This window comes from Niallia sp. HCP3S3_B10 (assembly GCF_052064465.1).
GTDB lineage: Bacteria > Bacillota > Bacilli > Bacillales > Cytobacillaceae > Niallia > Niallia hominis.
This window is the reverse complement of sequence record NZ_JBQHVO010000075.1, coordinates 1-20,923: the sequence shown is the minus strand read 5'-3', so window position 1 is coordinate 20,923 and position 20,923 is coordinate 1. Positions and strand designations below refer to the sequence as shown.

Genomic DNA, 20,923 nt, shown 5'->3' with positions numbered 1-20,923 from the left:
CGAACCTTTCAGTAGCCCTTTAGGGTTTGGTCAGTAACAAAGGCTTTCAGCCGCAGAGAAAACCACCCGTTCTCACGGGTGGTCCTTATTTATGTTTGCTGTGTTTAGTTGATGAAAGGCAATTTAGATGAGATTATATATAGAGAGAGATAAACAAGATTTCGTGCAATCTATTATTAGAAAAGGAAAGGAATAATCATGGATAAATCAAAAGAGAGGGAAGAAATGTCCTTATCGTTAAAAGATAAAGTGAAGAAAATTCTACGAGACGAAATTATTATTAATAAGCTAAAACCAGGAGATCGTGTGGTAGAGACGGAGGTCGCTAAACGGCTTGGCATTAGCCAAGTTCCTGTTCGAGAAGCGCTTAGAGGCTTGGAAGAAGAAGGGCTTATCCGCACAGTAAAGTATAAGGGGGCTTTTGTAACAGAAATAAATAAGACAGAAATGTACCATATTTTTTCCTTGCGTGCATCGATTGAGACAAATGCAATCGAAATAATTACTCCTTATCTAACAAATAAAAAACTTGGTGAGCTATATGATATTGTTGAACAGATGAAAAATGAAAAACCTGACTATTTGCTGCAATCTAAATTAGATATGGAATTTCACCGGACTATTATCTCTTGGTCAGGAATAGAAACATACAATCGAATATGGTCTATGCTCAATAGTCATATTCAGCGCTATATTACCGTTCTAAATCCTGAAATCAAAATAATGCCAGAAGAAGTGCATACATACCATTTAAAGCTAGTAGAAGTCTTAAAGGAAAAGGATATTCAAAAATCAAAGGAAGTATTTTGGGAACATATTATGAAAATGGTTCTATAAGTCTTTTGCTCCATATCATAAGATTAAGTGTTGGGATTATATATAAAAATTAAAATTATATATATTTAATCTCGACACGTCTTTAAAAATTATATATAATATTATTAATTATATATAAAGTGAAAAGGAGGGATAGAAAATTAAATGATCTTTTTACCAACAAAATGATAGCGGTTTCTATAAGGGTGTTTATAATCTGCTACATGAATTCAAGAATGAAGGAGGATATGATTAAATGTTTCGTTTAGAAGGAAAAGTTGCTGCTGTAACAGGTGCGACAAGAGGAATTGGAAAACAAATGGCAATCGCGTTGGCAGAGGCTGGAGCAACGATTGCGTTGCTGCAGAGGAATACAGCAGATATTACAGTTCAAAAAGAGATAGAAGCAATTGGTCAAAAGGCGATTATTGTTGCCTGTAATTTAGAGAATCAAACACAAGTAAAAGAGGCGATACCAACAGTAGTGGAGCAATTAGGCAGCATTGATATCCTTGTTAATAATGCTGGTATCCAACGTCGTTCTCCTTCTTTGACTTTTTCTGAAGAGGACTGGGATGATGTTATAAATGTTAATTTGAAGACAGTTTGGCTTTTATGCCAGGAAGCAGGGAAGTATATGGTTCCCCAAAAGAAAGGAAAAATTATTAATATGGCATCTCTTTTGTCTTTCCAAGGGGGATTGACTGTACCTGCCTATGCTGCTGCTAAAGGAGGAGTTGCCCAGCTTACAAAGGCGTTAGCGAATGAGTGGGCAAAGGAAAATGTCAATGTAAATGCGATTGTGCCTGGATATATTGCTACAGATATGAATGAAGCATTAATGTCAGATGAAACACGCAATAGACAAATTCTTGAACGTATTCCTGCCGGTCGATGGGGCACAGCCGAAGATTTCAGTGGAGTCGTAGTTTTTTTAGCATCAGATGCTTCTAACTATATTCATGGACATTTATTGGCAGTGGATGGTGGCTGGTTAGGCCGCTAAATCTAGGAAAGGTTGATTTGCATACGAAAAATTTTTATAGTTTGCAAGGGAAGTAAATCAAACGTTTAAGTGTGAATACATCCTGTTCTTCTAAATAGGGTCTCCCTTGCAAAAGTGGTATTGATTGTTTAGTTATAGATTATTGTAAGCGCTTCACGATGACTTTTAATAAGATCGACTATATCATTTTTTGGAGGGAATGCAATGCCTATTATCATTGTTGCAATTGGTATTCTTATTTTATTATTTCTTATCATCAAGATGAAGCTAAACACGTTTGTATCGCTAGTTATTGTCTCTTTTTTGGTTGCGATAAGCCTTGGCATGGAATTATCGGAAATAGTAATGACAATAGAAGCCGGGATTGGAAGCCAATTAGGGCATTTAGCCTTAGTATTTGGATTAGGAGCAATGCTTGGGAGATTAGTATCTGATGCAGGGGGCGGAAATAGAATTGCCATTACCCTTATTAATAGGTTCGGTCCGAAACGGATTCAGCTAGCTGTTGTTGTTGCTTCCTTTATTATAGGGGTTGCCTTATTTTTTGAAGTAGGGCTTGTTGTATTAATTCCGATTATTTATGCAATAGCTAAAGAATTAAAAATGCCTTTTCTTTATTTAGGAATACCAATGGCAGCTGCCTTAAATGTTACACATGGCTTTTTGCCTCCACATCCGGCGCCAACTGCGATTACTGCTGCATATGGTGCAGATATTGGACAGGTGTTGTTATTAGGGACCCTTATTGCTATACCAACAACAATTATATCAGGACCGCTATTTAATAAATTTGCCATGAAGTTTTTTCCATACGCTTATAAAAAAAATGGAAATCTTGCAGCTTTGGGACCACAAAAGGAGTTTAATTTACAAGATACGCCTGGGTTTGGCATAAGTGTGCTAACATCATTATTCCCAGTTATATTTATGGGGCTTGCAACAATCTTCTCGTTATTGTTTCCTGGGGAATCTATTGGGAAAGAAATCATAGAATTTATTGGTGCACCGGGAACTGCCATGCTTTTATCACTTTTAATTGCAATCTATACAATGGGATATTCAAGAAAGATTCCAATGAAAGAGATTGGTAATACACTGTCTGAGTCTATTGCCCAAATTGCGATGATGCTATTAATTATCGGCGGTGGTGGTGCCTTTAAGCAAGTGCTAGTAGACGGAGGAGTGGGCGATTATGTAGCGACATTATTCAATGAAACGAATATGTCTCCTATTTTAGTAGCTTGGATGATTGCAGCAATATTGCGTCTCTGTTTAGGATCTGCAACAGTAGCTGCACTTACAACAGCCGGCCTTGTGACTCCTTTATTGGCCACAAGCTCCGTGAACCCAGCACTTATTGTTTTAGCAACAGGAGCAGGCAGCGTTATATTCTGTCATGTTAATGACGCAGGATTTTGGATGGTAAAAGAATATTTTGGTTTAAGCATAAAAGAAACCTTCCAAACATGGAGTACCTTGACCACGGTCATTTCGGTAACAGGTCTATTATGTGTATTGCTGTTGGGAGTGTTTGTTTAGTAATGGTGACAAAGTAATGGTGACAAGTAATGGTGACAGGCACCATAAAAAGACAAAACACCACATCTGTCTCTCTCAGAAGGACAAGGGAAAGGAATCATTTTCTTGATTTCTTTACCTTTTTTGTTTATCAGCAGCCTTGAACTTCGCTAATAATATTAATAATATTTACTCCTTGCTTTCCACGCATGCTTAAGATTTTCTTGCTCATAAAAGGAAGTGGCATCTTCCATACTCTTATTTTGGTTAATATTGTTATCTTCCGTTAATTCCTCATCGGTTTGGCCGATTGCATTTAGTATCGTTCCCACTGCTTGTATCCAGCTTCCACTTATTACTAAAAATTTCCCCTTATCGTTATTGTTAAAGAGGATATGCTTCTCGCCGATTGCTTGGAAGGAGTTACCGACTGCCTGTGTGGTATTTCCTAAGATATTTAATGTTTGTTCCTTTCCTGAGTTATCGAATACTTCATCCACAGCTTCGACGATTGCACCAAATGCCTGTAACCAATTCCCTTTAATGATTAACTTACTTTCTAACTCATCTTCTAATAAAATATACGAACTGGCTACGACCGTATTCCCAATTGCTTGTATCTCAGCTCCGATTTTTTCAAATGTTATCGTTTCTTGTTGATCTGCCTGTACGGCATTTCCAAAAGTTTGTAAAAAATTTCCTATTAAGTCCAAGTCTTTAATTTCTTCTTCACTTAGTAAATTCCATGCACTGTTTCCTAAAGCAGCAAGGATGGCACCAATTGCTTGCACCCATACCGAAGCAATCTCGACTTGGTTCTTCATAATACCACGCCCACATTTTCTTCTAAGCTGTTTCTATTATGGTATTCACATAATGGTGTCAGGGCACTTTGAAAAGATAAAATGTATAATTAGCTTCTAGTTTTTCTGTCGGAAGAATGATAGTGCCTTTGGTGCATGGTTTTGTCCTTCTGGTATGGACATAAATTAAAAAGTGTCTTTTTGTGGTGCCTGTCACCATATCAGTCACCATATCAAAAGAAAAATTAAGTTTTTTTTAAGCAACTTTCATTATGCTAACAGTGAGATTGATTGCCTCTTTTAGCCAATCAGTCTCTCCCATTATGAAAGGAGTTTTTTATATGTCTGTATCAATCAACAGCAATTATTCCAATTTGTATGGCAATTGGACTACGGCAAACCTGACAAGCATACCGAGTACCCAGCAAACATCCAGTAATAGTGAATCAACTTTTAAAGACTATATGCAGCTTGCAACAAGTACCCAATTCACTAGTAGTGGCAATTACAGTAGTAGCACAACAGATCTAACATCTTTAACAACGGAACAGAAAACAGCTTATTTAGAAACGATGCTTAAACGTTTGGAGTCAACAGATTCTAGCGAGAGTTCTTATCTTCCTGAAAGCCTGCAAACAGCATTAAGCACAGTCGGCGATCTTCTTAGTGACTTTCAGGCAAGTGACAGCTCAGAAGAGGAGATTTCCGAGCTATTCACAGCTGTAACGGAAACGCTGGAAGAAGCAAAGCCTTCCAAAGCGGAAATGACGCCACCTCCACTACCAATAAATAACATAACTGCACAAATGGATGATTCGTCATCGGAAACAAGCACAGAACTATCAGTGGACCAGATGAAAGAACTAATTTTTAATCTAATTAATACACTTTCAGAGAACGATTCTACTGATAACACAGATACTTTGAGTGCATCTATTACAGAGCAACTTTCTGATTATGATCAAACTACTGCAACAGATGAAGAAATCCAAACACTATTTGAAAATCTTATGAAGCAGGTAGAAACAAGTCAGCAAAACATCACAACAGGCACTAATGATGCAAGTGGCTCAACAGATGCCTTCCCAAGCAGCATCCAAATGACAGGCACAAGTTTGCCACCGTTTAATTGGAAGCCAATTTAGGGTGACAGCGTATAATGGTAAATAAGTCAAATGGAAATTTCTTAGAAAAAAGACAAACTTTAAGAAAAGTCCCCTATTTCCATTTTTAGGAAGAATCAACCATCACAGAGTATTATTATAGGGCTCCTCTAGAGCGTGAAAGGACCTTGCGTTTCATCCTACAGGGATACCGCCTAGCGAATATAAACTTCGATTTTCACGTATTATTCGTATTTGCAGGACAAGATCCATAACGCTGGCACACGAGGTCTAAAGCCTCAGGCACGAAATACAATGTGATCTAACGTCCTAGAGGAGCCCCATTTTAGCTCAAACAATAATAAATTTATAAAAGGTTAAATAATGGTACGATAAACTTCTAAATTAAGCTGATAGGCAAGTATTTGACAAGACGTGGACTTCATAAAACCGTTTTGTGTTAGCGACTCTAAGCTTCTTACTTATTTCATCTACTAGAACATAGTTCTCTTGATCCGTATGGTATAAGGTATGGTTTCGAATCATGGAAAAGGCTAGGCGAATCATTCGGTTTCCTAAGGCTATATAGGCCTGACCCGTGAGTTTTCCACGCTCCTTAAAGGCTTTATATCTTTGTTTCATTTCGGGATTATTTACAGCTAGGGATTTACCTACCTGGTAGGTGATATTTCGGAATGTTCTTCTTCCTTGTTTAGAAATACAGAAATAAGATGGTCTTTTCCCTCCCGATTGCTTCACAATAGGATTGGTCCCTGCCAATTTAATTAATTGCCCCGCATGTTCGAAATCGGAGATATCGCCCATTTCAGCGTATAATTCAGCTCCAGTAACCACTCCTATCCCAGGAACACTTAGAATAACCGCTCCCTCCATACCAACAAACAAATCTTCAATTTTACGTTCTAATTCACCAATTTGGTTATTCAATAATTCAAAACGATCCAATTTTTGAGTTAGGAGAAAAATGTCCCCCTCTAAAGATGCTTTGGGTTGAGATATCGAATTTTCCGCATAGTTTAATAGAATCTGAATGGTGTTGTCTCTTATTTTTAAGTTTTCACGAATGGAAAGATCACGTAATCCCTTTTCCCCAAGCTTTAAAATATCGCTTGGATGGGGATAATGCCTCATGAGGTAGAGAGGTGCTTTTCCAAACAAATTACTAAATGGTTCCACTTTTTCACGCTTTCCTTTTACCCAGACGGATTTCCCCTGAAATTCCCTAAAAATATGGTCTAAATGCATACGAATCAAGTTTTGAGTAGCTGTTCGTTCCCCCACTAATTCGCGTCGGGCACGTGTAAGTTTCTGTAGGCTTAGCACATCACCAGAAGCTAACTCGTTGGATGTCCCCCGGCCATGAATCATGGATTGAACAATGGCCATTAGATCTAAATTATCCGTCTTAGACCAATTTAATAGGGTTTGTCTTTCCTGGGCAGTAGTAGCTGCATTCAAAGTTCGAACATGATAGCCAAGCGAATGACTTTTTCTAACAAGATCCTCGTAATAATGCCCTGTCGTTTCAATCCCCACTACTACTTCTTTCAGTCTGTTTTTATTCTTTTCCGACTCAATGATTCTCTTTAAATAGTCGAAACCAGTCATAGAAGCATCAAACTCGAAAGGTTTGACTAAAATGTCCCCATAAAACGTACAAATCAATGCTTTTTGTGTAAACTTTGCCGCATCAATCGCCACTAACATTAAATTTTCTGTCCCTGTCTCTCTCAAGAACTCTGCCCATCGACTTCCTTTTTTACCTTGAATGTGGTTAAATATTGAATATGCCATCGTTTTCATCTCCTTGGTAAGGGTAGTAAGATTGGAAGTTCTGTGATAGGTACTTCCATTTTACAATGAAAACGGTGGCTTTTTTCTAATTATTTGACCTATTTACTATACTAGGCACCACAAAAAGACATTGTCCATATCAAAAAGACAAATTCCAACAAAAAAATCTTCCATCTAGGAAGATTTTTTATTTTAAATTCGGATATCCCTGTTGTCTCAATGCTTCAAACACCAATATAGCTGCTGTATTAGAAAGGTTTAGGGAACGGATGTGTTCTGTCATTGGTATTCTTAAAAAATGGTCTTTATGTGTTTCTAGTAAATCTTTTGGTAATCCCGTTGTTTCTTTTCCAAATATGAAATAATAATCCTTTGATTTATCTTTGAAATCATGAGATGTATAGGTTTCTTCAGCGAATGTTTCAATATAGTAAAACTCACCTTGATTTTTTACAAAAAAGTCATTTAATGAGTCATAATATGTGATTTTTACAGTCTCCCAGAAATCAAGACCTGCTTGTTTGATCATCTTTTCATCGGTTGAAAAGCCAAGTGGTCGAATTAAATGCAAGGCTGTATCTGTTCCTGCACAAGTACGTGCAATATTGGCAGTATTAGCTGGAATTTCTGGCTGATATAATACAACATGTATGGCCATGAATGTCACCTCTATCTTTCTTTTCCCCTTCGAATTATAGCATATTTTGATCTCGTTGCAGGTATGATTTAGGTGATATCTCCCTTCGAAAATTATTGCTATTTATCAGGTAGGAACCACTATCGCTTCAAGTAAAATGCTATTTTTTCTAATTTATTCCATTTTTAGCATCGTTGCCTTCTTTTTCTTTAATCGAAAAGCTTTCTTTTTTTCCATAAAGTAAAAGTACCTAGGAATAACAAAGAAAAGCGCTTTTCTAAAAGGAAACGATAATGGAAGGAAAAACATATGATCAACTCGTTGAAGAGTTTACGCCCATGATTAACCACATGATGAAAAAGCTGACGATTTATAAAGATAAACAAGATTTTTTTCAAATTGGCTTAATAAGCATTTGGGAAACGACGAAAACCTTTAATCCAGAAAAGGGGAAGTATAGCAATTATTTATATCGGCATATGTGGGGAAGATTTCTAGATGAATTAAAGCGGCGGACAAGAGAGGCAGAAAGGAATGCTTATCCAAGTGAAGAATTTTGGGAGGTGATGGAAAGTCCTATCTTGTATCGGGAAGAAGAGGATTACGTAAAAGGACTTTGCAAGGAATTATCTGAAGGGGAAACAACGTGGGTAGTTGACACCTTTGTACATCGGCTGACGGTGAAGGAAATAGCGCAGAAAGAAAGAGTCTCCCCTTCTGCTGTAAAATGGTGGCGGAAGGGAGCGAAGGAGAAGTTGAAGCAAACATTGTTCCCTGAAAGAGGGGAATGATTTTTTTAGAAGGTGGGACCTCGGAAACTAGCAACGAACCTTAGGAAACCATCTTTATTCATAATGAAAAATTCTTTATTTGGCTATAAATCCATTTATTATTACAAAATTGTCCAAGAATCTATATAGTACAAATTTCGATAAAATTATATAATAAATGGCATATGTCCGTAAAAATAGGGAGAAAGCTATGAAATTAGAATCATTTATTAATGCAAGTCCGGATATTATTGTTTTAAAAGATAAAGATGGACGCTGGATTCAAGCGAATAGTAAAACTTTAGAACTTTTTAATATAGAGGAATATCAAGGTAAAACGGAAGATGAATTAGGAGAATTATACCCTCATTTTGCTGTATATGTGCCTGTTTTTGTGAGGAGTGATCGTGAGGCTTGGGAGACTGGAAAACAGTTAGAAGTAAAAGAGTCTGTTATTTTCAATAATTCGGAACGTATATATGGGATAATTAAGATACCGATATTTGATTCAGTAGGAAATCGCCAAAACTTGATAGTATTTGGGCGAGACATAACGGAATTGGAAAAAAGTAAACAAACGTATAAATCTCTATTTTTACACGATCCAGATGGAGTATACACCTTGGACAAGGCAGGCTATTTTTTAGATGTTAATAAAGTAACAGAAGAAATTAGTGGGTATACAAGGGAGGAATTAACGAACTTAAATTTCCGGGATTTGATAGTACCTGAAAAACTTCCGAAGGTTTTGCAGCGTTTTGACAAAGTACTATGTGGAATGATTCAAGGGTTTGAGTCTCAAATCATCCGAAAAGATGGAAGAATTAGGGATGTTAAATTAACTACAATTCCATTGAAGTTGAATGATCAAGTTATTGGTATACACGGAATAGCACAAGATATCACAGATAAGAAAAACATAGAGAAACTACAAAAGAAACAAAAGATAATTTTATCGAGAATTGCTGTTGGAGAGCCGTTGGAACAAATAATCGAATATATTACTGAAAGTGTAGAAGAACTTTCAAGAGGGATTTGCTCGATTATGTATTATGAACATGAGCATAATTGGTTGCGTTTTGGCTATGGTCCAAAGCTGGACCCTGAATTTGCTGAAAAAATGGATAAGTTTCCGGTCGGTGAAAATTTTGCATCTTATGAGTATTCAGCATATGCGAAAGATATAAAAATTGTATCTGCTATACAAACTGAGACATCCTGGTCCAATTGGAAAGAAATGGCTCTGGTAGAGGGGCTGCATTCCTGCTGGTCATTGCCCATTCTCTCTTCAAAGGGCTCTTTATTAGGAACATTTTCTGTTTATTATAAAGAATCAATAACACTAAAGGATTCTGATATTGAAATCTTTAAAGATTTTAGTCATCTGACAGGAATTGCATTGGAGTGTCATTACCGGGAAGAAGAGATTAAATACTTAGCTAATTATGATAGTTTAACAAATCTACCGAATTTGCGATATTTAAAAGAGCTCTTTCCGAAACGCTTACAAGAAACGAACAACCTTGCTGTTATGTTTTTAGATTTAGACAACTTAAAACATCATAATGATACTTTTGGTCATTCTTCTGGAGATCAGTTAATTCAAGAAGTAGGGAAACGAGTTCAAGAAGCCATTGGAGAAACGAATGTTGTTGCACGTATGGGCGGGGACGAATTTGTTATATTAATTAGTAATTGTACGAATAAAACCATGCTGCTTGAATTGGCGGATAAAATTCTCAAAGCAATTGAAGAACCGATTATTATCGATGGTCAAGAATTTTCCACCTCTGGGAGCATCGGCATAAGTCTTAGTGGGGAACATGGTCAAACGTTTGAGGAGCTTATGAAAAACGCCGACATTGCTATGTATGGTGTGAAAAAAATAGGTGGTAACGCCTATAATCTGTATGATCCAAAAATGAATAAAAACGACCTTAGTGCTTTTCAATTAAAAAGCAATCTCAGAAAAGCACTGAAAGAAAATCAGTTTGTTCTTTATTATCAGCCCAAAATTAATACAGAAACAGGTACTATTATTGGAGTGGAAGCATTAATTAGATGGATTCATCCAGAGAAAGGAATGATCAATCCGGCCACCTTTATTTCCCTAGCGGAAGAAAGTGATTTTATTTTACTGCTAGGTGAGTGGATACTTAATAAAGCGTGTAATCAAATAAAGGAATGGGAAAAGTTAAATATAAAGATTCCCATCGCCATAAATGTATCAATTAAGCAGCTATTAAAACAAGATTTCGCTACACTAGTGAGTAAAAAGCTAAAGGAATTTAAGATATCCTCAGAATATCTTGAAATAGAAATAACAGAAAGTGTGTTATCTAGCAATGAATCGCTGGTTAGGGATGCGGTCTCCAAATTGCGGAACATGGGAATAAAGGTTTCTATTGATGACTTCGGAACTGGATATGCCTCCTTCATGTACTTAAAACAGTTTCAGGCGGATACCATTAAAATTGATCAATCATTTATTAGCCATCTTCCTACTAGTCAGGTAGATACAGCTATTGTTTCAGCCATCATCACTCTTGCTTCGGAATTAGGTATAAATGTGATAGCAGAAGGTGTAGAAACGCAAGAACAATTCAACTTTCTAAAAGATAAAGGGTGCAGTCAGCTCCAGGGCTACTTGTATAGTAAACCACTGCCACCTAACGAAATACTTTTATTATTAAGGGAAACAGAGGGACAGTTCTACTGATTTCGTTGGGACAGGTTCCGATTTTAAGGTGTCCTTTCCAAAATAATTATATGCCAAGACCTGTACTTGTAGTTTACACGCAAGTGAGGCCTTGGCATTATTTCTTTTTTTGATAAAACTAACATTTTTACAATACATAAGTAATCCCTGTCTTCTATGTTAATGGAATTTTTAAGAAACTGGATCACGTAGTATCGTACGTAGTGTGTCTTGAGGTGTACTACGATTGAACGGGTCAAGATGAATTTCATGATGGGGTCCACTTCTTCTAACTCCATAATGATCGGCTATGGCCCCAAGTCTAGCTAGAGTGTCGTATTCATTAGCAAATGGACCATGATGCATCACTTGTACAACCACTTGCTCAGGGATTGTGACTATTTCTAGCTTTTCGTTTTCCATATCAGATGCACTCATTGCAGAACGACGAGCCATTTCGACATCTGCTTTTGAAGTATTTTCGTTAATTTGTACCAGCATGCGATAAAGCAATGATGATATGGGATTCACGCTATAGAAGTCAGCGATACCAACTTGTATTGCGTCGTCTGGATACCAGTAGAGAATTTCAACAACTGGAGAACCATCAAGCGTGTTATCTCCATGCGTAAGTATACGTCCAATATCGGTAATGAACGCCATTTTTCGATAAAATGCATCTGTTCCTGGTGCCCCCACACCTAAGATGGACACAAATGTAGCTTTAGGGGCTATCGCCATTTCAGGAACGTCCGCAGCATGCAAGTGATCTGTTGTGGGAAGTTCATTGATTATTTTACTTTTCGTTTCATTGCTATTCGTCTTATTTTGATAGTGTTCAGGCATATATTAGCCTCCATTTTAATTTGAGAAATGTTCGTCAACATTAATTTTCATTATATATTCTTTAATATGACTACGTTATGTCAGGTTTAGGATACTCAGTGTAACAGAAATTTTTTTACAAGCAAAAAATAAATTAGTCATTTATGGAAGTTGATAAAAAACCAAACTATTGCTTTCAAATAATAAGTTCACCAAAACAGTAGGTGACTCAAGGAATCTCTTACTTTCCATCTAATCAATTTGGTGCTTAATAGCTTTTACAATAGTTTCGACTCTTCCCTTTATTTTTTACAGTTTACCCCTAAAAAAGTAACAAAATGTTAACAATATCATTCCTATAGGAAGTAGTGCAAGCAACTAGTCTCCGTCATAATAGTTCTTAAGGAGGTGATGTCTTTGAAAGAGAGAGGGGAAAAAAGTTGCATTGATTATAAGTTTTTGAAAGAAAGGAGGTTACAAAAGAATTTTACTCAAATGGAACTTGCTAAAGAGACAGGCCTAGATCATAATCATTTGGGGCAAATTGAAAGGGGACAAAAGGAACCCAAAGTTCGTACATTGTATAGGATTTGTGAGGTACTCGATTTACAGCTTGATGCGGTGTTAATTAAAGAGGAAACGAAGGAATTAGAGGAGTTAGAATAAAAGGGTGTGAAAGAAGGAGTGTGTAGGATGAGAGAGGAAATTATTGTGAATAAATATATGGTGAACAATCGTACCATGTTAATCATGCCAGCAGAAGCGGTAGATTATTATGCAGTTGTAAAAGAAATAGATCGGATAGTATTTGTTAAACAAACTCCTTTTGACATTATCAAAGAAAACCTTTTAATCGGAGGATCTGATTTTAATGGACGACGTCGCTCCATTACATATAAACTAGGAATGCAGAAAAAGCTGCCAATGCCAATTAACCCCCCAAGAAATATCTATGCATTTCCAACCCACTCACCTAAGCAATTTCACTGTCACTGGATATTCACCGAGCATATTGATCAAATACACCCAGTAAGAAATAATAGGAAATATAAGAGCGCTATTTTATTTAAAAACGGGGAAGAGATATACTTTGAAGTATCAGCATTCATCTTAGATAATCAAGTAGTGAAAACATGGAAAGTAAAAAAAGGAATGGAAGACAGAAAAGTAATACTTGAATATAGTTTTCTTTTAAATGGTAGAAAGGGAATGGAGAGAGAGAAGGATTAGTACATGGAAATATTTCTAAATTTTCTTATTATTATTAATTAAAGCTTAGGGATAGTTTTTGTATGTCGATTAATTACTCAAGGACTATCCCTCTACTAATGTCACTAGATGTCACTTGCCGTCGTAATGTCAAATTCTCTCGAAATTTTTCCCTTTATATTTATTGTATCTCTATTTTCACAGTGTTAATATTATTTTTGTAAGCGTTTTCTAAAATTGGTGCTTGACCGTTAAATATACTTTTTAAGGAGGAATTCGATGAACCAACAGACTGTAGTTTTAAAAGAAAAGGTTGAAAAGTTCCTGAGTGGTAAGAAAAAGTTATTTATTAATGGGGAGTTTGTGGAGAGTAAATCGCAAAAAACGTTCGATAGTTATAATCCAGCGACTGGAGAAGTTTTAGCAAGTGTCTATGAAGCGGGTGTGGAAGATATTGATTTGGCAGTGAAAGCTGCACGAAAAGCGTTTGATGAGGGACCATGGTCAAAAATGAGTGCTTCTGAGCGTAGTCGTCTTATGTACATATTGGCTGATTTGATGGAGGAAAATAGCGAAGAACTTGCCCAATTAGAAACGCTAGATAATGGAAAACCAATCCGTGAAACGACGAATGCCGATATTCCTTTAGCCATTGAGCATATGCGCTATTATGCTGGATGGAGTACAAAGATTGTTGGACAGACAATCCCTGTTAGTGGTCCATACTTTAACTATACACGTCATGAGGCGGTCGGTGTAGTTGGGCAAATAATTCCGTGGAATTTCCCACTTCTTATGGCGATGTGGAAGCTTGGAGCGGCACTTGCCACAGGATGTACGGTTGTGCTGAAGCCAGCTGAGCAAACACCACTATCTGCTCTTTATTTAGCAGAACTAATGCAGGAAGCTGGGTTCCCAGATGGCGTCGTAAATATTGTTCCTGGATTTGGAGAAACAGCGGGGCAGCCACTAGTTGATCATCCGTTAGTTGATAAAATCGCTTTTACAGGTTCAACAGAAGTTGGAAAAATGATTATGTCTAATGCTTCGAAAACATTGAAGAGAGTAACACTGGAGCTTGGTGGGAAATCACCGAACATTATCCTTCCTGATGCGGATTTAACAAAAGCAATTCCAGGAGCATTGAATGGTGTTATGTTCAACCAGGGACAGGTATGTTGTGCAGGCTCACGGGTGTTCATCCAGAAGAAGCATTTTGATAATGTCGTTGCAGATATGGCTGCACAGGCCAAAAACATTAAGCAAGGTGCGGGTATCCACGGTGATACAGAAATTGGACCGCTCGTTTCTGCTGAACAGCAGCAGCGTGTTCTTGGCTATATTGAGAGAGGGTTGAAGGAAGGGGCACAGCTAGTAGCAGGTGGCTTTAATCCACGAGAAGAAGGCTACTTCGTTTCTCCGACAGTATTCGCCGATGTTCGCGATGAAATGACTATTGCCAAGGAGGAAATCTTCGGACCAGTTATTTCCGCTATGCCTTATGATGATTTAGATGAATTAATCAATCGGGCCAACAATAGTGAGTACGGATTAGCAGCAGGCGTATGGACGAGAGATATTGCAAACGCCCACTATATTGCTAGCAAGCTACGTGCCGGAACTGTTTGGGTCAACTGCTACAATACATTCGACGCAGCATCCCCATTCGGTGGCTACAAACAATCCGGAATCGGCCGCGAAATGGGATCCTATGCTTTGAATAACTATACGGAAGTGAAGAGTGTTTGGGTTTCGATGCAATAAGAGAAACGGTGGGAAGCAGAGAGAAGATTCTACTGCTTCCTTTGTTTTATTCAATTTCCCTTGAAAATTGGTAGCTTTTCTAAGTAGATGATATCGTCTCTTTCAACTGCAGCCCCTTCTGCTAGAATCGCTGCCTTAGCAGCAACGATTCCACCTGCCTTGCTAACAAGTTCTTCGAGTACTCGCATAGATTCTCCTGTACTAATGACGTCATCAATTAGGGCAATCTGCTTTCCTTTAATTTTGGCTGCGTCTTTACCATCCAGACAGAGTAATTGTTCCTTTTGAGTCGTAATGGAAACTACTTGATTGATTAGTGGTTCATTCATATATGGTTTCACATTTTTTCGGGCAACGATGTATTCAGTCATTTCTAATTGTTTAGCTAATTCAAATACAAGTGGGATTCCTTTTGCTTCTGCTGTAACTAAATAGTCTACTCCATTCAAATGTTCTGCTAGTAAAGGAGCAGAAGCAGCAACTATTTCTGTGTCTCCTAAGATTACAAAGCTTGCAATCTTTAATTCTTTAGAAATAGGGATTATAGGTAATTCTCTTTTTACTCCTGCGACTCTTAGTGTATAAGTTTCCAATTAATAAAACCCTCCTATTCTTTTAAACTCCAAAGATTCCTAGTAGAAATTCCATAACAACTCCAGCTAATAGTCCGAAAAATGGATCAGCGATAGCTGTAACAATTATGGTTACAGCAGCAACGATAGGAGAACCAGCTTCAGTGCCAGTTAGTGCAGCAGTCGCGTTTCCTGGTAATGTCACGATTGCTCCTAAAACGAATAGAAAGCCGGCAATTGAAGAACTAGGTACATACTTTCCGATTTTTGGTAAGAGTTTAAAGAGTAAGATAGCTGCCATTATTGCCATTGTTAAAACGCCTGCCCAAACGGCATGTGGGGCAGATGCTGTGGCTGAAATAATTACTTCGACTGGTCCTCCGCCAAACAGGGAAGAAGCCATGTCAGCTAAACTACTTATGATTGTAAGAGTATCAATATTTACACTTTCTCCAGCGATTTCTCCATTGATTTTACCAAAGGCAATATTTGCCCCAATGTTTAAACAAACAAGAGCTAATGCCCCACGAATAACCGAAGAATTCACAATGAATTTTTGAAGCTTAAATTTATCTTCTAATATGTTTTTTGTGACAGTGACACCCTCTTTTTTCGTGAAATGATAGACAATGCTAGAAAGTATGACAGAAATAGTGATTGTATACACTAAGTCCTTTGTAATAATATAGGTCAGTAAAGCACTTGCAAAAGAAGTTATGCCAATGATTCGATCATTTTTTGCCATATCCCACGCAACCTTCGCAAGCATGAAACCAACACCTGCCATCATTCCATTTGTAATAACAGGACCAATCCAGGCAACGATTTGCTCCATCAATCCAAATATACTAATAATAACTAATAAAAGGGCACCAAAAAAGATTGAAGAAAGCCGTTCTCTCATATTTTTACCCATTGTTCCTGCAACGGCGATTGTTTCCGCTTGAAAGGAAATAACAGCCACATTACTTGTTAAGCTATTCCCAACAGCCCCCACAAAAAATGCTAATGCAGTTGGTACAGATGCGAAGCCAAAGGAAAGTGCCAGTAATCCTTGTGGCAATCCATTTAATACAACACTTAATGCCGCAAGTATGTCTTTAAGTATATCTTCCATTTTCCTTCTCCTTTTCTATTTCCCGCTTGTTGCCTCCTATAGAAAAAAACCGTTCAGCAGAAAAAGAACGGTTTCTAGAAAAAAAGAAATTTTCCGTCCATAGTAGAGTGATTTACGGCCACTCTGTAGAGACTTCCAGACCATATTACCGGAATTATAAGGGGATATTTGTCGTATAATGTCATCATTATAGCGTATAATATTCGGATTTTAAATATAAAATTCGGAAAATTATAAAATGATTTGTTTATTTAAGAGTAAAATGCTGATAAGTAGGATGCTTTTTGATATGGAAACAAGAAGTGCAAAGTTCATCATCTGGGTACATAATAGCCACTAGTAGGATAGATATATTTTACAAGATAAATGTAACGTGTTATAAGTAAATCAAACTATTATGTAGTGGACAAAAGTATACTCAAGGGTTGGTGGATAGATTGGAAGGAATCGATGATATTGATTTAAAAATTATCTCTTTTTTACAAGAAGATGGAAGAATCACTTTTAAAGAAATTGCACAGAATATCCTCTTGAGGAAGCAAAAGAACCGTCCTGATTTGTTGGGGCGGCTATTTTTTTACAGAGGGATTTAATGATAGAGAGAAAATACGTAAGATTATTTAACATATTAAAAGATAATATTCTCTTTATTCGGTATGATTCGAAATACAACAGAATGAAAAGGGTGAGATAAAATGTTCAAAAAACTAGAAAACCTATCCACATTCAATCAAGTAAACTTACTGACTACTTCTCTCGTAAACATTCTAAGTATTAATGGAACAGTGGGAGAGGTTGAGATTGCCAATAAGATAGAGGAAATTCTTCATAGTTTTCCTTATTTTAAAGACTGTCCTGAAATGATATGGACACAGCCTTTGCCTAATGATGGAATTGGCAGAAAGAATGTTTTTGCAAGGATAAAAGGCAATGGTGCATCCAAGAAGACTGTCATTTATCATGCTCATTTAGATACAGTAGGAACAGATGATTATGGGAAAATTCAAGAACTAGCAAATATGCCAGAGCGCTTGCTAGAATTTTTCAAAAGCTGGGAGGGAAATAAAGAGATTCAAGAACAAGCGCATTCAGGTGATTGGATGTTTGGACGTGGAGCGCTTGATATGAAGAGTGGGATTGCTGTTCATCTAGCGAATATTCTTTATCTGAGTGAGCATCGTGATAAATGGGATGGAGAGATTATCTTTATGGTCAATCCAGTGGAAGAAAATCAGCATACAGGAGTAATTGCTGCTGTTGATGAGCTACTGCGACTTCGTAAAGAGGAACAGCTGGATTATATTGTAGCAATCAATACTGATTACATAACTTCTCTTTTTCCAGGGGATGAGCAGAAATATATTTATACGGGAGCAGTTGGCAAGCTACTTCCTTGCTTTTACGTATATGGGAGAGAAACGCATGTTGGAAGAACGCTAGATGGGTTAGATCCAACGCTTGTAACCTCAGAATTAAACCGTCTTATCAATAATAATATGGAATTGATCGAACAGGTAGAAGGAGAGCTGATGACACCGCCGTCTGTTTTATATCACCGGGATACTAAAAACTTTTATAATGTGCAAACAGCGGTAACGAGTCATATTTATTTTAATTTAATGGTATTAGAGGATAGTCCACAAGTAGTAGTTGAGAAATTAAAAAGGATTGCGAATAAGGCAGCGAGAACGACGGAAACTTATTATCAGAAGCAGTATCAATTGTATGCCTTACGTAATCATTTTCCTGAGGAAATGCCCAAATGGGAAATGGAAGTTTATACGTTTGATGAGTATTGCGAGAAGCTTCGAAAGCAAGGAGTGGATGTGGAGGGAATAGCGGAACAAATGGAAGCTGCCTATAAAGAGGAAGACCCACGGGAGGTTTGTTTTCAAATAGTAGATTCCCTAAGGCAGCAAGATTCTACTGGAGTTCCTTGTATTATTATCTTTTTTGCTCCACCTTATTGTCCCCATCATTATTTAATAGGAGAAAGTAAGCGGGATAAACGCGTAATAGGCGTTATCGATGAAGTGGTAGGAAAATGGGAATCTGGTTCAGTCGAACAATTTTCTATCAAAAGATTTTTCCCCTATCTATCAGACAGTAGCTATTTATCCCTTCATGACACAGAAGAAGAAATAGAATCCCTTATTCATAATTTTCCTGAATGGAAGAGTATTTACCCAGTCCCGGTTGATAAGATAAGGGAGCTGAATGTTCCAGCTATTAATATTGGCGTATATGGGATGGATGCTCACCGGTGGACAGAGAGAGTTTATAAGCCATACTCGTTTGAAACGTTGCCGCATTTGATTAGGGATTTAACGGTTTGTTGGTTAGGGAAGTAGTCATATATTGTTATGGAAAAAAGGAGACGGAGATCCTATTTAAAAAGTTCTTTAAATGGTATATTACCATTATAAATCAATAGGAAATAATAGAACTTTTTAAAAAACTTCTATTAAAAGATACATCAAATATTATATGAATAGATAATATAAAAGACGGAACGCGCTTGCAGAAGAAATGTTATGGAAAGAGTTCAAAGAAATGGATACTGATCCTTGGATTTCATGGGTAATCAATCAAATAATAGCAACACATGGTACCATGCGAATTAATGAATTAGCCCAAGATGTAGTTCTTAGCAGAAGGCAATTTGGACGAAAATTTACGGAGAGATTCGGCGTTTCCCCTAAGGCATTCTCACAAATTGTCCAATTTCAATATGCTCTAGACTTGGCGAATACAACAAATAAATTGGTAGATATAGCTTTTGAAGCTGGATATACTGACCAATCACACTTTATAAAAGAATTTCGAAAGCATACAGCCTCCATACCGAGTGATTTTTTTTCCCTTCATAAAGATAATGTCCCATTTTTACAAGAATAAGAAGTATGTTCAAGGTTAAAATGACGATACAGATTGAAAGGAAATACAATCATTAGTGGAGGTATTATGTATGAATGACAAAATAACAGAAAACGAGTTCCAAGAAATTATTCAGAGAAGAAGTAACGGTATAATAGATTTTGCTCTATTCTTAGATGAATTGTCCCAAAGAGGAATTAATGAATACGAAATCGAAGTTTCAACAGGGCAAGCCACCTATAAAGGAGTATACAAGGAATTTAAAACAGATTCCCAAGTAAACTTGGTAGTTTCAGATAATTTTAATAGAAAGAAGGTACTTGCGGCAATTGCTAACATCTCGCTCCCTTTCTTAGCCTTCTTGCAAGAGATTGCTGAAGCAGGAATTGTCAGCTATCGTGTGCTCATACAAGAAAAAAAGGTCCTATACCTTGGTGCAAGAGGAGAAGAAATAGAAGAACAGCTTAAAATATAAAAATTCAAAATAAGGTGCTAAGTGATGGACGTAACAAATAATTATGTAGAGGAACTTGTTAAACTATATACACAACATATGGATAGGGATTATGCGGAATGGTCGGAGAATTATTTGCGGAACCAATTTGCCTTTTTAGGGATTCGAACACCAATACGCCGAAAACTGACGAAACAGTTCTTTCGTGAATATGGAGTCCCAACAAAAGAAAACTTAAAAGGTATTATTTTTATATTGTGGGAACGATCAGAAAGAGAGTATCAAAAAGCAGCTCTTGATATTCTTGAAAAAGTAAAAAAAGAGCTTACCCCAGATGATATGCCATGGTTAAGTTCGTTATTAGTGAAAAAATCATGGTGGGATACGGTGGATGTGCTTTCTCCACATATAATGGGTAATCTGTTCACAATCTATCCAGAACTAATAGCTCAATATGCAGATCAATGGATTGTAGATGATAATTTTTGGTTACAAAGATCGGCATTGCTATATCAACTTTACTATAAGAAGAGAACAGATGAAAAACGTTTGTTTCAATATATTCTTTCTAGAGCTGATAGTGACGAATTTTTTGTCCAGAAAGCAATAGGATGGGTACTGCGAGAATATGCAAAAACGAATCCCGTAGCTGTGAGAGATTTCGTTTCTTTCAACGATTTAAAGCCACTTAGTCGACGAGAGGCTTTAAAAAATCTGTGAATGATAGTTCAGCAAAGGTTGCTAAATAGCCTTTTAATTAAGAGGCTGGGACATAAACATTTCAGCTAACAATAAATACGAACGATTATGCGGTAAGTTTACATGATCGTTCGTATTTATATTTTAGAAAAAGGTTTAAAAATGAAGTGAAATGGAGCGGAGGACGGTCGACTCCTGCGGGAAATAGAGGAAAGGCTGAGACCCCGCAGCGCAGCGAGG

The 20,923-nt window shown here is 37.0% G+C and carries 20 protein-coding genes and 1 riboswitch; of the genes, 14 read left to right on the top strand and 6 right to left on the bottom strand.

Features of this window, described 5'->3' with window-relative positions; genetic code table 11:
• Positions 1–198 precede the first annotated feature (198 nt).
• The 3 genes from ACTNDN_RS22085 to ACTNDN_RS22075 all read left to right on the top strand — a co-directional run bounded on the left by ACTNDN_RS22085 (position 199) and on the right by ACTNDN_RS22075 (position 3,361).
• Entirely contained in the window at positions 199–837 is a 639-nt protein-coding gene (locus tag ACTNDN_RS22085; RefSeq protein WP_235251928.1) for a GntR family transcriptional regulator, read from the top strand.
• Between the two features lie 235 nt (positions 838–1,072).
• A complete protein-coding gene (locus ACTNDN_RS22080) occupies positions 1,073–1,822 on the top strand; it encodes a glucose 1-dehydrogenase (RefSeq protein WP_441132269.1) in 750 nt (249 codons plus the stop codon).
• 204 nt (positions 1,823–2,026) lie between these two features.
• A complete protein-coding gene (locus ACTNDN_RS22075; RefSeq protein ID WP_235251926.1) occupies positions 2,027–3,361 on the top strand; it encodes a gluconate:H+ symporter in 1,335 nt (444 codons plus the stop codon).
• A gap of 158 nt (positions 3,362–3,519) precedes the next feature.
• Here the strand turns inward: ACTNDN_RS22075 and ACTNDN_RS22070 are convergent, their stop codons facing one another.
• The gene (locus tag ACTNDN_RS22070) at positions 3,520–4,164 is read right to left on the bottom strand and encodes a DUF6944 family repetitive protein (RefSeq protein ID WP_441132268.1); all 645 of its coding nucleotides are present in this window, start codon (positions 4,162–4,164) and stop codon (positions 3,520–3,522) included.
• Positions 4,165–4,484: 320 nt separating this feature from the next.
• Between ACTNDN_RS22070 and ACTNDN_RS22065 the strand changes: the two genes are divergently transcribed.
• A complete protein-coding gene (locus tag ACTNDN_RS22065; RefSeq protein ID WP_441132267.1) occupies positions 4,485–5,288 on the top strand; it encodes a hypothetical protein in 804 nt (267 codons plus the stop codon).
• Positions 5,289–5,651: 363 nt separating this feature from the next.
• Here the strand turns inward: ACTNDN_RS22065 and ACTNDN_RS22060 are convergent, their stop codons facing one another.
• Together ACTNDN_RS22060 and ACTNDN_RS22055 are read right to left on the bottom strand one after the other, a co-directional pair.
• Positions 5,652–7,061, bottom strand: a complete 1,410-nt coding sequence (locus tag ACTNDN_RS22060; RefSeq protein WP_016205067.1) for an IS110 family transposase — start codon at positions 7,059–7,061, stop codon at positions 5,652–5,654.
• A 187-nt stretch (positions 7,062–7,248) separates the two neighbouring features.
• Positions 7,249–7,719, bottom strand: a complete 471-nt coding sequence (locus ACTNDN_RS22055) for a tRNA (cytidine(34)-2'-O)-methyltransferase (protein ID WP_109768547.1) — start codon at positions 7,717–7,719, stop codon at positions 7,249–7,251.
• A 272-nt stretch (positions 7,720–7,991) separates the two neighbouring features.
• Between ACTNDN_RS22055 and ACTNDN_RS22050 the strand changes: the two genes are divergently transcribed.
• Entirely contained in the window at positions 7,992–8,489 is a 498-nt protein-coding gene (locus ACTNDN_RS22050) for a sigma-70 family RNA polymerase sigma factor (RefSeq protein ID WP_441132265.1), read from the top strand.
• A gap of 190 nt (positions 8,490–8,679) precedes the next feature.
• On the top strand, positions 8,680–11,187 hold the full coding sequence (locus ACTNDN_RS22045) for a bifunctional diguanylate cyclase/phosphodiesterase (protein WP_441132263.1): 2,508 nt from the start codon (positions 8,680–8,682) through the stop codon (positions 11,185–11,187).
• A gap of 171 nt (positions 11,188–11,358) precedes the next feature.
• On the opposite strand, the gene ACTNDN_RS22040 is transcribed toward ACTNDN_RS22045, so the two are convergent.
• Positions 11,359–12,012, bottom strand: a complete 654-nt coding sequence (locus tag ACTNDN_RS22040) for a GyrI-like domain-containing protein (RefSeq protein ID WP_251629064.1) — start codon at positions 12,010–12,012, stop codon at positions 11,359–11,361.
• Between the two features lie 396 nt (positions 12,013–12,408).
• On the opposite strand from ACTNDN_RS22040, the gene ACTNDN_RS22035 reads away from it, so the two are divergent.
• From ACTNDN_RS22035 to ACTNDN_RS22025, 3 genes are all read left to right on the top strand, one after another.
• On the top strand, positions 12,409–12,657 hold the full coding sequence (locus ACTNDN_RS22035; protein ID WP_441132261.1) for a helix-turn-helix domain-containing protein: 249 nt from the start codon (positions 12,409–12,411) through the stop codon (positions 12,655–12,657).
• 27 nt (positions 12,658–12,684) lie between these two features.
• On the top strand, positions 12,685–13,221 hold the full coding sequence (locus ACTNDN_RS22030) for a competence protein ComK (RefSeq protein ID WP_048716991.1): 537 nt from the start codon (positions 12,685–12,687) through the stop codon (positions 13,219–13,221).
• Between the two features lie 258 nt (positions 13,222–13,479).
• Positions 13,480–14,964, top strand: coding sequence for an aldehyde dehydrogenase family protein (locus ACTNDN_RS22025; RefSeq protein WP_109768552.1), 1,485 nt, complete (start codon positions 13,480–13,482; stop codon positions 14,962–14,964).
• A gap of 50 nt (positions 14,965–15,014) precedes the next feature.
• On the opposite strand, the gene ACTNDN_RS22020 is transcribed toward ACTNDN_RS22025, so the two are convergent.
• Both ACTNDN_RS22020 and ACTNDN_RS22015 read right to left on the bottom strand, forming a co-directional pair.
• Positions 15,015–15,557: a phosphoribosyltransferase family protein gene (locus ACTNDN_RS22020; RefSeq protein ID WP_251629060.1), complete on the bottom strand. Its 543-nt coding sequence runs from the start codon at positions 15,555–15,557 to the stop codon at positions 15,015–15,017.
• A gap of 22 nt (positions 15,558–15,579) precedes the next feature.
• A complete protein-coding gene (locus tag ACTNDN_RS22015; protein WP_441132260.1) occupies positions 15,580–16,653 on the bottom strand; it encodes an NCS2 family permease in 1,074 nt (357 codons plus the stop codon).
• Positions 16,654–16,733: 80 nt separating this feature from the next.
• A riboswitch (purine riboswitch) is annotated at positions 16,734–16,835 on the bottom strand.
• A gap of 255 nt (positions 16,836–17,090) precedes the next feature.
• Here ACTNDN_RS22015 and ACTNDN_RS22010 point away from each other — a divergent pair.
• The 5 genes from ACTNDN_RS22010 (at position 17,091) to ACTNDN_RS21990 (ending at position 20,704) form a co-directional block, all read left to right on the top strand.
• Complete coding sequence (locus ACTNDN_RS22010; protein WP_160314240.1) at positions 17,091–17,246, top strand: AsnC family transcriptional regulator; 156 nt, start codon at positions 17,091–17,093, stop codon at positions 17,244–17,246.
• 102 nt (positions 17,247–17,348) lie between these two features.
• A complete protein-coding gene (locus ACTNDN_RS22005; protein WP_048716996.1) occupies positions 17,349–19,004 on the top strand; it encodes a M20/M25/M40 family metallo-hydrolase in 1,656 nt (551 codons plus the stop codon).
• Positions 19,005–19,206: 202 nt separating this feature from the next.
• A complete protein-coding gene (locus ACTNDN_RS22000) occupies positions 19,207–19,551 on the top strand; it encodes a helix-turn-helix domain-containing protein (protein ID WP_048716998.1) in 345 nt (114 codons plus the stop codon).
• Positions 19,552–19,621: 70 nt separating this feature from the next.
• Positions 19,622–20,005 carry a DUF1398 family protein gene (locus tag ACTNDN_RS21995; RefSeq protein ID WP_048717000.1) on the top strand — a complete coding sequence of 128 codons (384 nt, stop codon included), beginning with the start codon at positions 19,622–19,624 and terminating at the stop codon, positions 20,003–20,005.
• Between the two features lie 24 nt (positions 20,006–20,029).
• Positions 20,030–20,704 carry a DNA alkylation repair protein gene (locus ACTNDN_RS21990; protein WP_048717002.1) on the top strand — a complete coding sequence of 225 codons (675 nt, stop codon included), beginning with the start codon at positions 20,030–20,032 and terminating at the stop codon, positions 20,702–20,704.
• Positions 20,705–20,923 lie beyond the last annotated feature (219 nt).

Bases quoted from the DNA above. Each gene is read 5' to 3' on its own strand.
- ACTNDN_RS22085 (WP_235251928.1), top strand. From the start codon at position 199: ATGGATAAATCAAAAGAGAGGGAAGAAATGTCCTTATCGTTAAAAGAT.
- ACTNDN_RS22080 (WP_441132269.1), top strand. From the start codon at position 1,073: ATGTTTCGTTTAGAAGGAAAAGTTGCTGCTGTAACAGGTGCGACAAGA.
- ACTNDN_RS22075 (WP_235251926.1), top strand. From the start codon at position 2,027: ATGCCTATTATCATTGTTGCAATTGGTATTCTTATTTTATTATTTCTT.
- ACTNDN_RS22070 (WP_441132268.1), bottom strand. From the start codon at position 4,164: ATGAAGAACCAAGTCGAGATTGCTTCGGTATGGGTGCAAGCAATTGGT.
- ACTNDN_RS22065 (WP_441132267.1), top strand. From the start codon at position 4,485: ATGTCTGTATCAATCAACAGCAATTATTCCAATTTGTATGGCAATTGG.
- ACTNDN_RS22060 (WP_016205067.1), bottom strand. From the start codon at position 7,061: ATGGCATATTCAATATTTAACCACATTCAAGGTAAAAAAGGAAGTCGA.
- ACTNDN_RS22055 (WP_109768547.1), bottom strand. From the start codon at position 7,719: ATGGCCATACATGTTGTATTATATCAGCCAGAAATTCCAGCTAATACT.
- ACTNDN_RS22050 (WP_441132265.1), top strand. From the start codon at position 7,992: ATGGAAGGAAAAACATATGATCAACTCGTTGAAGAGTTTACGCCCATG.
- ACTNDN_RS22045 (WP_441132263.1), top strand. From the start codon at position 8,680: ATGAAATTAGAATCATTTATTAATGCAAGTCCGGATATTATTGTTTTA.
- ACTNDN_RS22040 (WP_251629064.1), bottom strand. From the start codon at position 12,012: ATGCCTGAACACTATCAAAATAAGACGAATAGCAATGAAACGAAAAGT.
- ACTNDN_RS22030 (WP_048716991.1), top strand. From the start codon at position 12,685: ATGAGAGAGGAAATTATTGTGAATAAATATATGGTGAACAATCGTACC.
- ACTNDN_RS22025 (WP_109768552.1), top strand. From the start codon at position 13,480: ATGAACCAACAGACTGTAGTTTTAAAAGAAAAGGTTGAAAAGTTCCTG.
- ACTNDN_RS22015 (WP_441132260.1), bottom strand. From the start codon at position 16,653: ATGGAAGATATACTTAAAGACATACTTGCGGCATTAAGTGTTGTATTA.
- ACTNDN_RS22005 (WP_048716996.1), top strand. From the start codon at position 17,349: ATGTTCAAAAAACTAGAAAACCTATCCACATTCAATCAAGTAAACTTA.
- ACTNDN_RS22000 (WP_048716998.1), top strand. From the start codon at position 19,207: ATGGATACTGATCCTTGGATTTCATGGGTAATCAATCAAATAATAGCA.
- ACTNDN_RS21995 (WP_048717000.1), top strand. From the start codon at position 19,622: ATGAATGACAAAATAACAGAAAACGAGTTCCAAGAAATTATTCAGAGA.
- ACTNDN_RS21990 (WP_048717002.1), top strand. From the start codon at position 20,030: ATGGACGTAACAAATAATTATGTAGAGGAACTTGTTAAACTATATACA.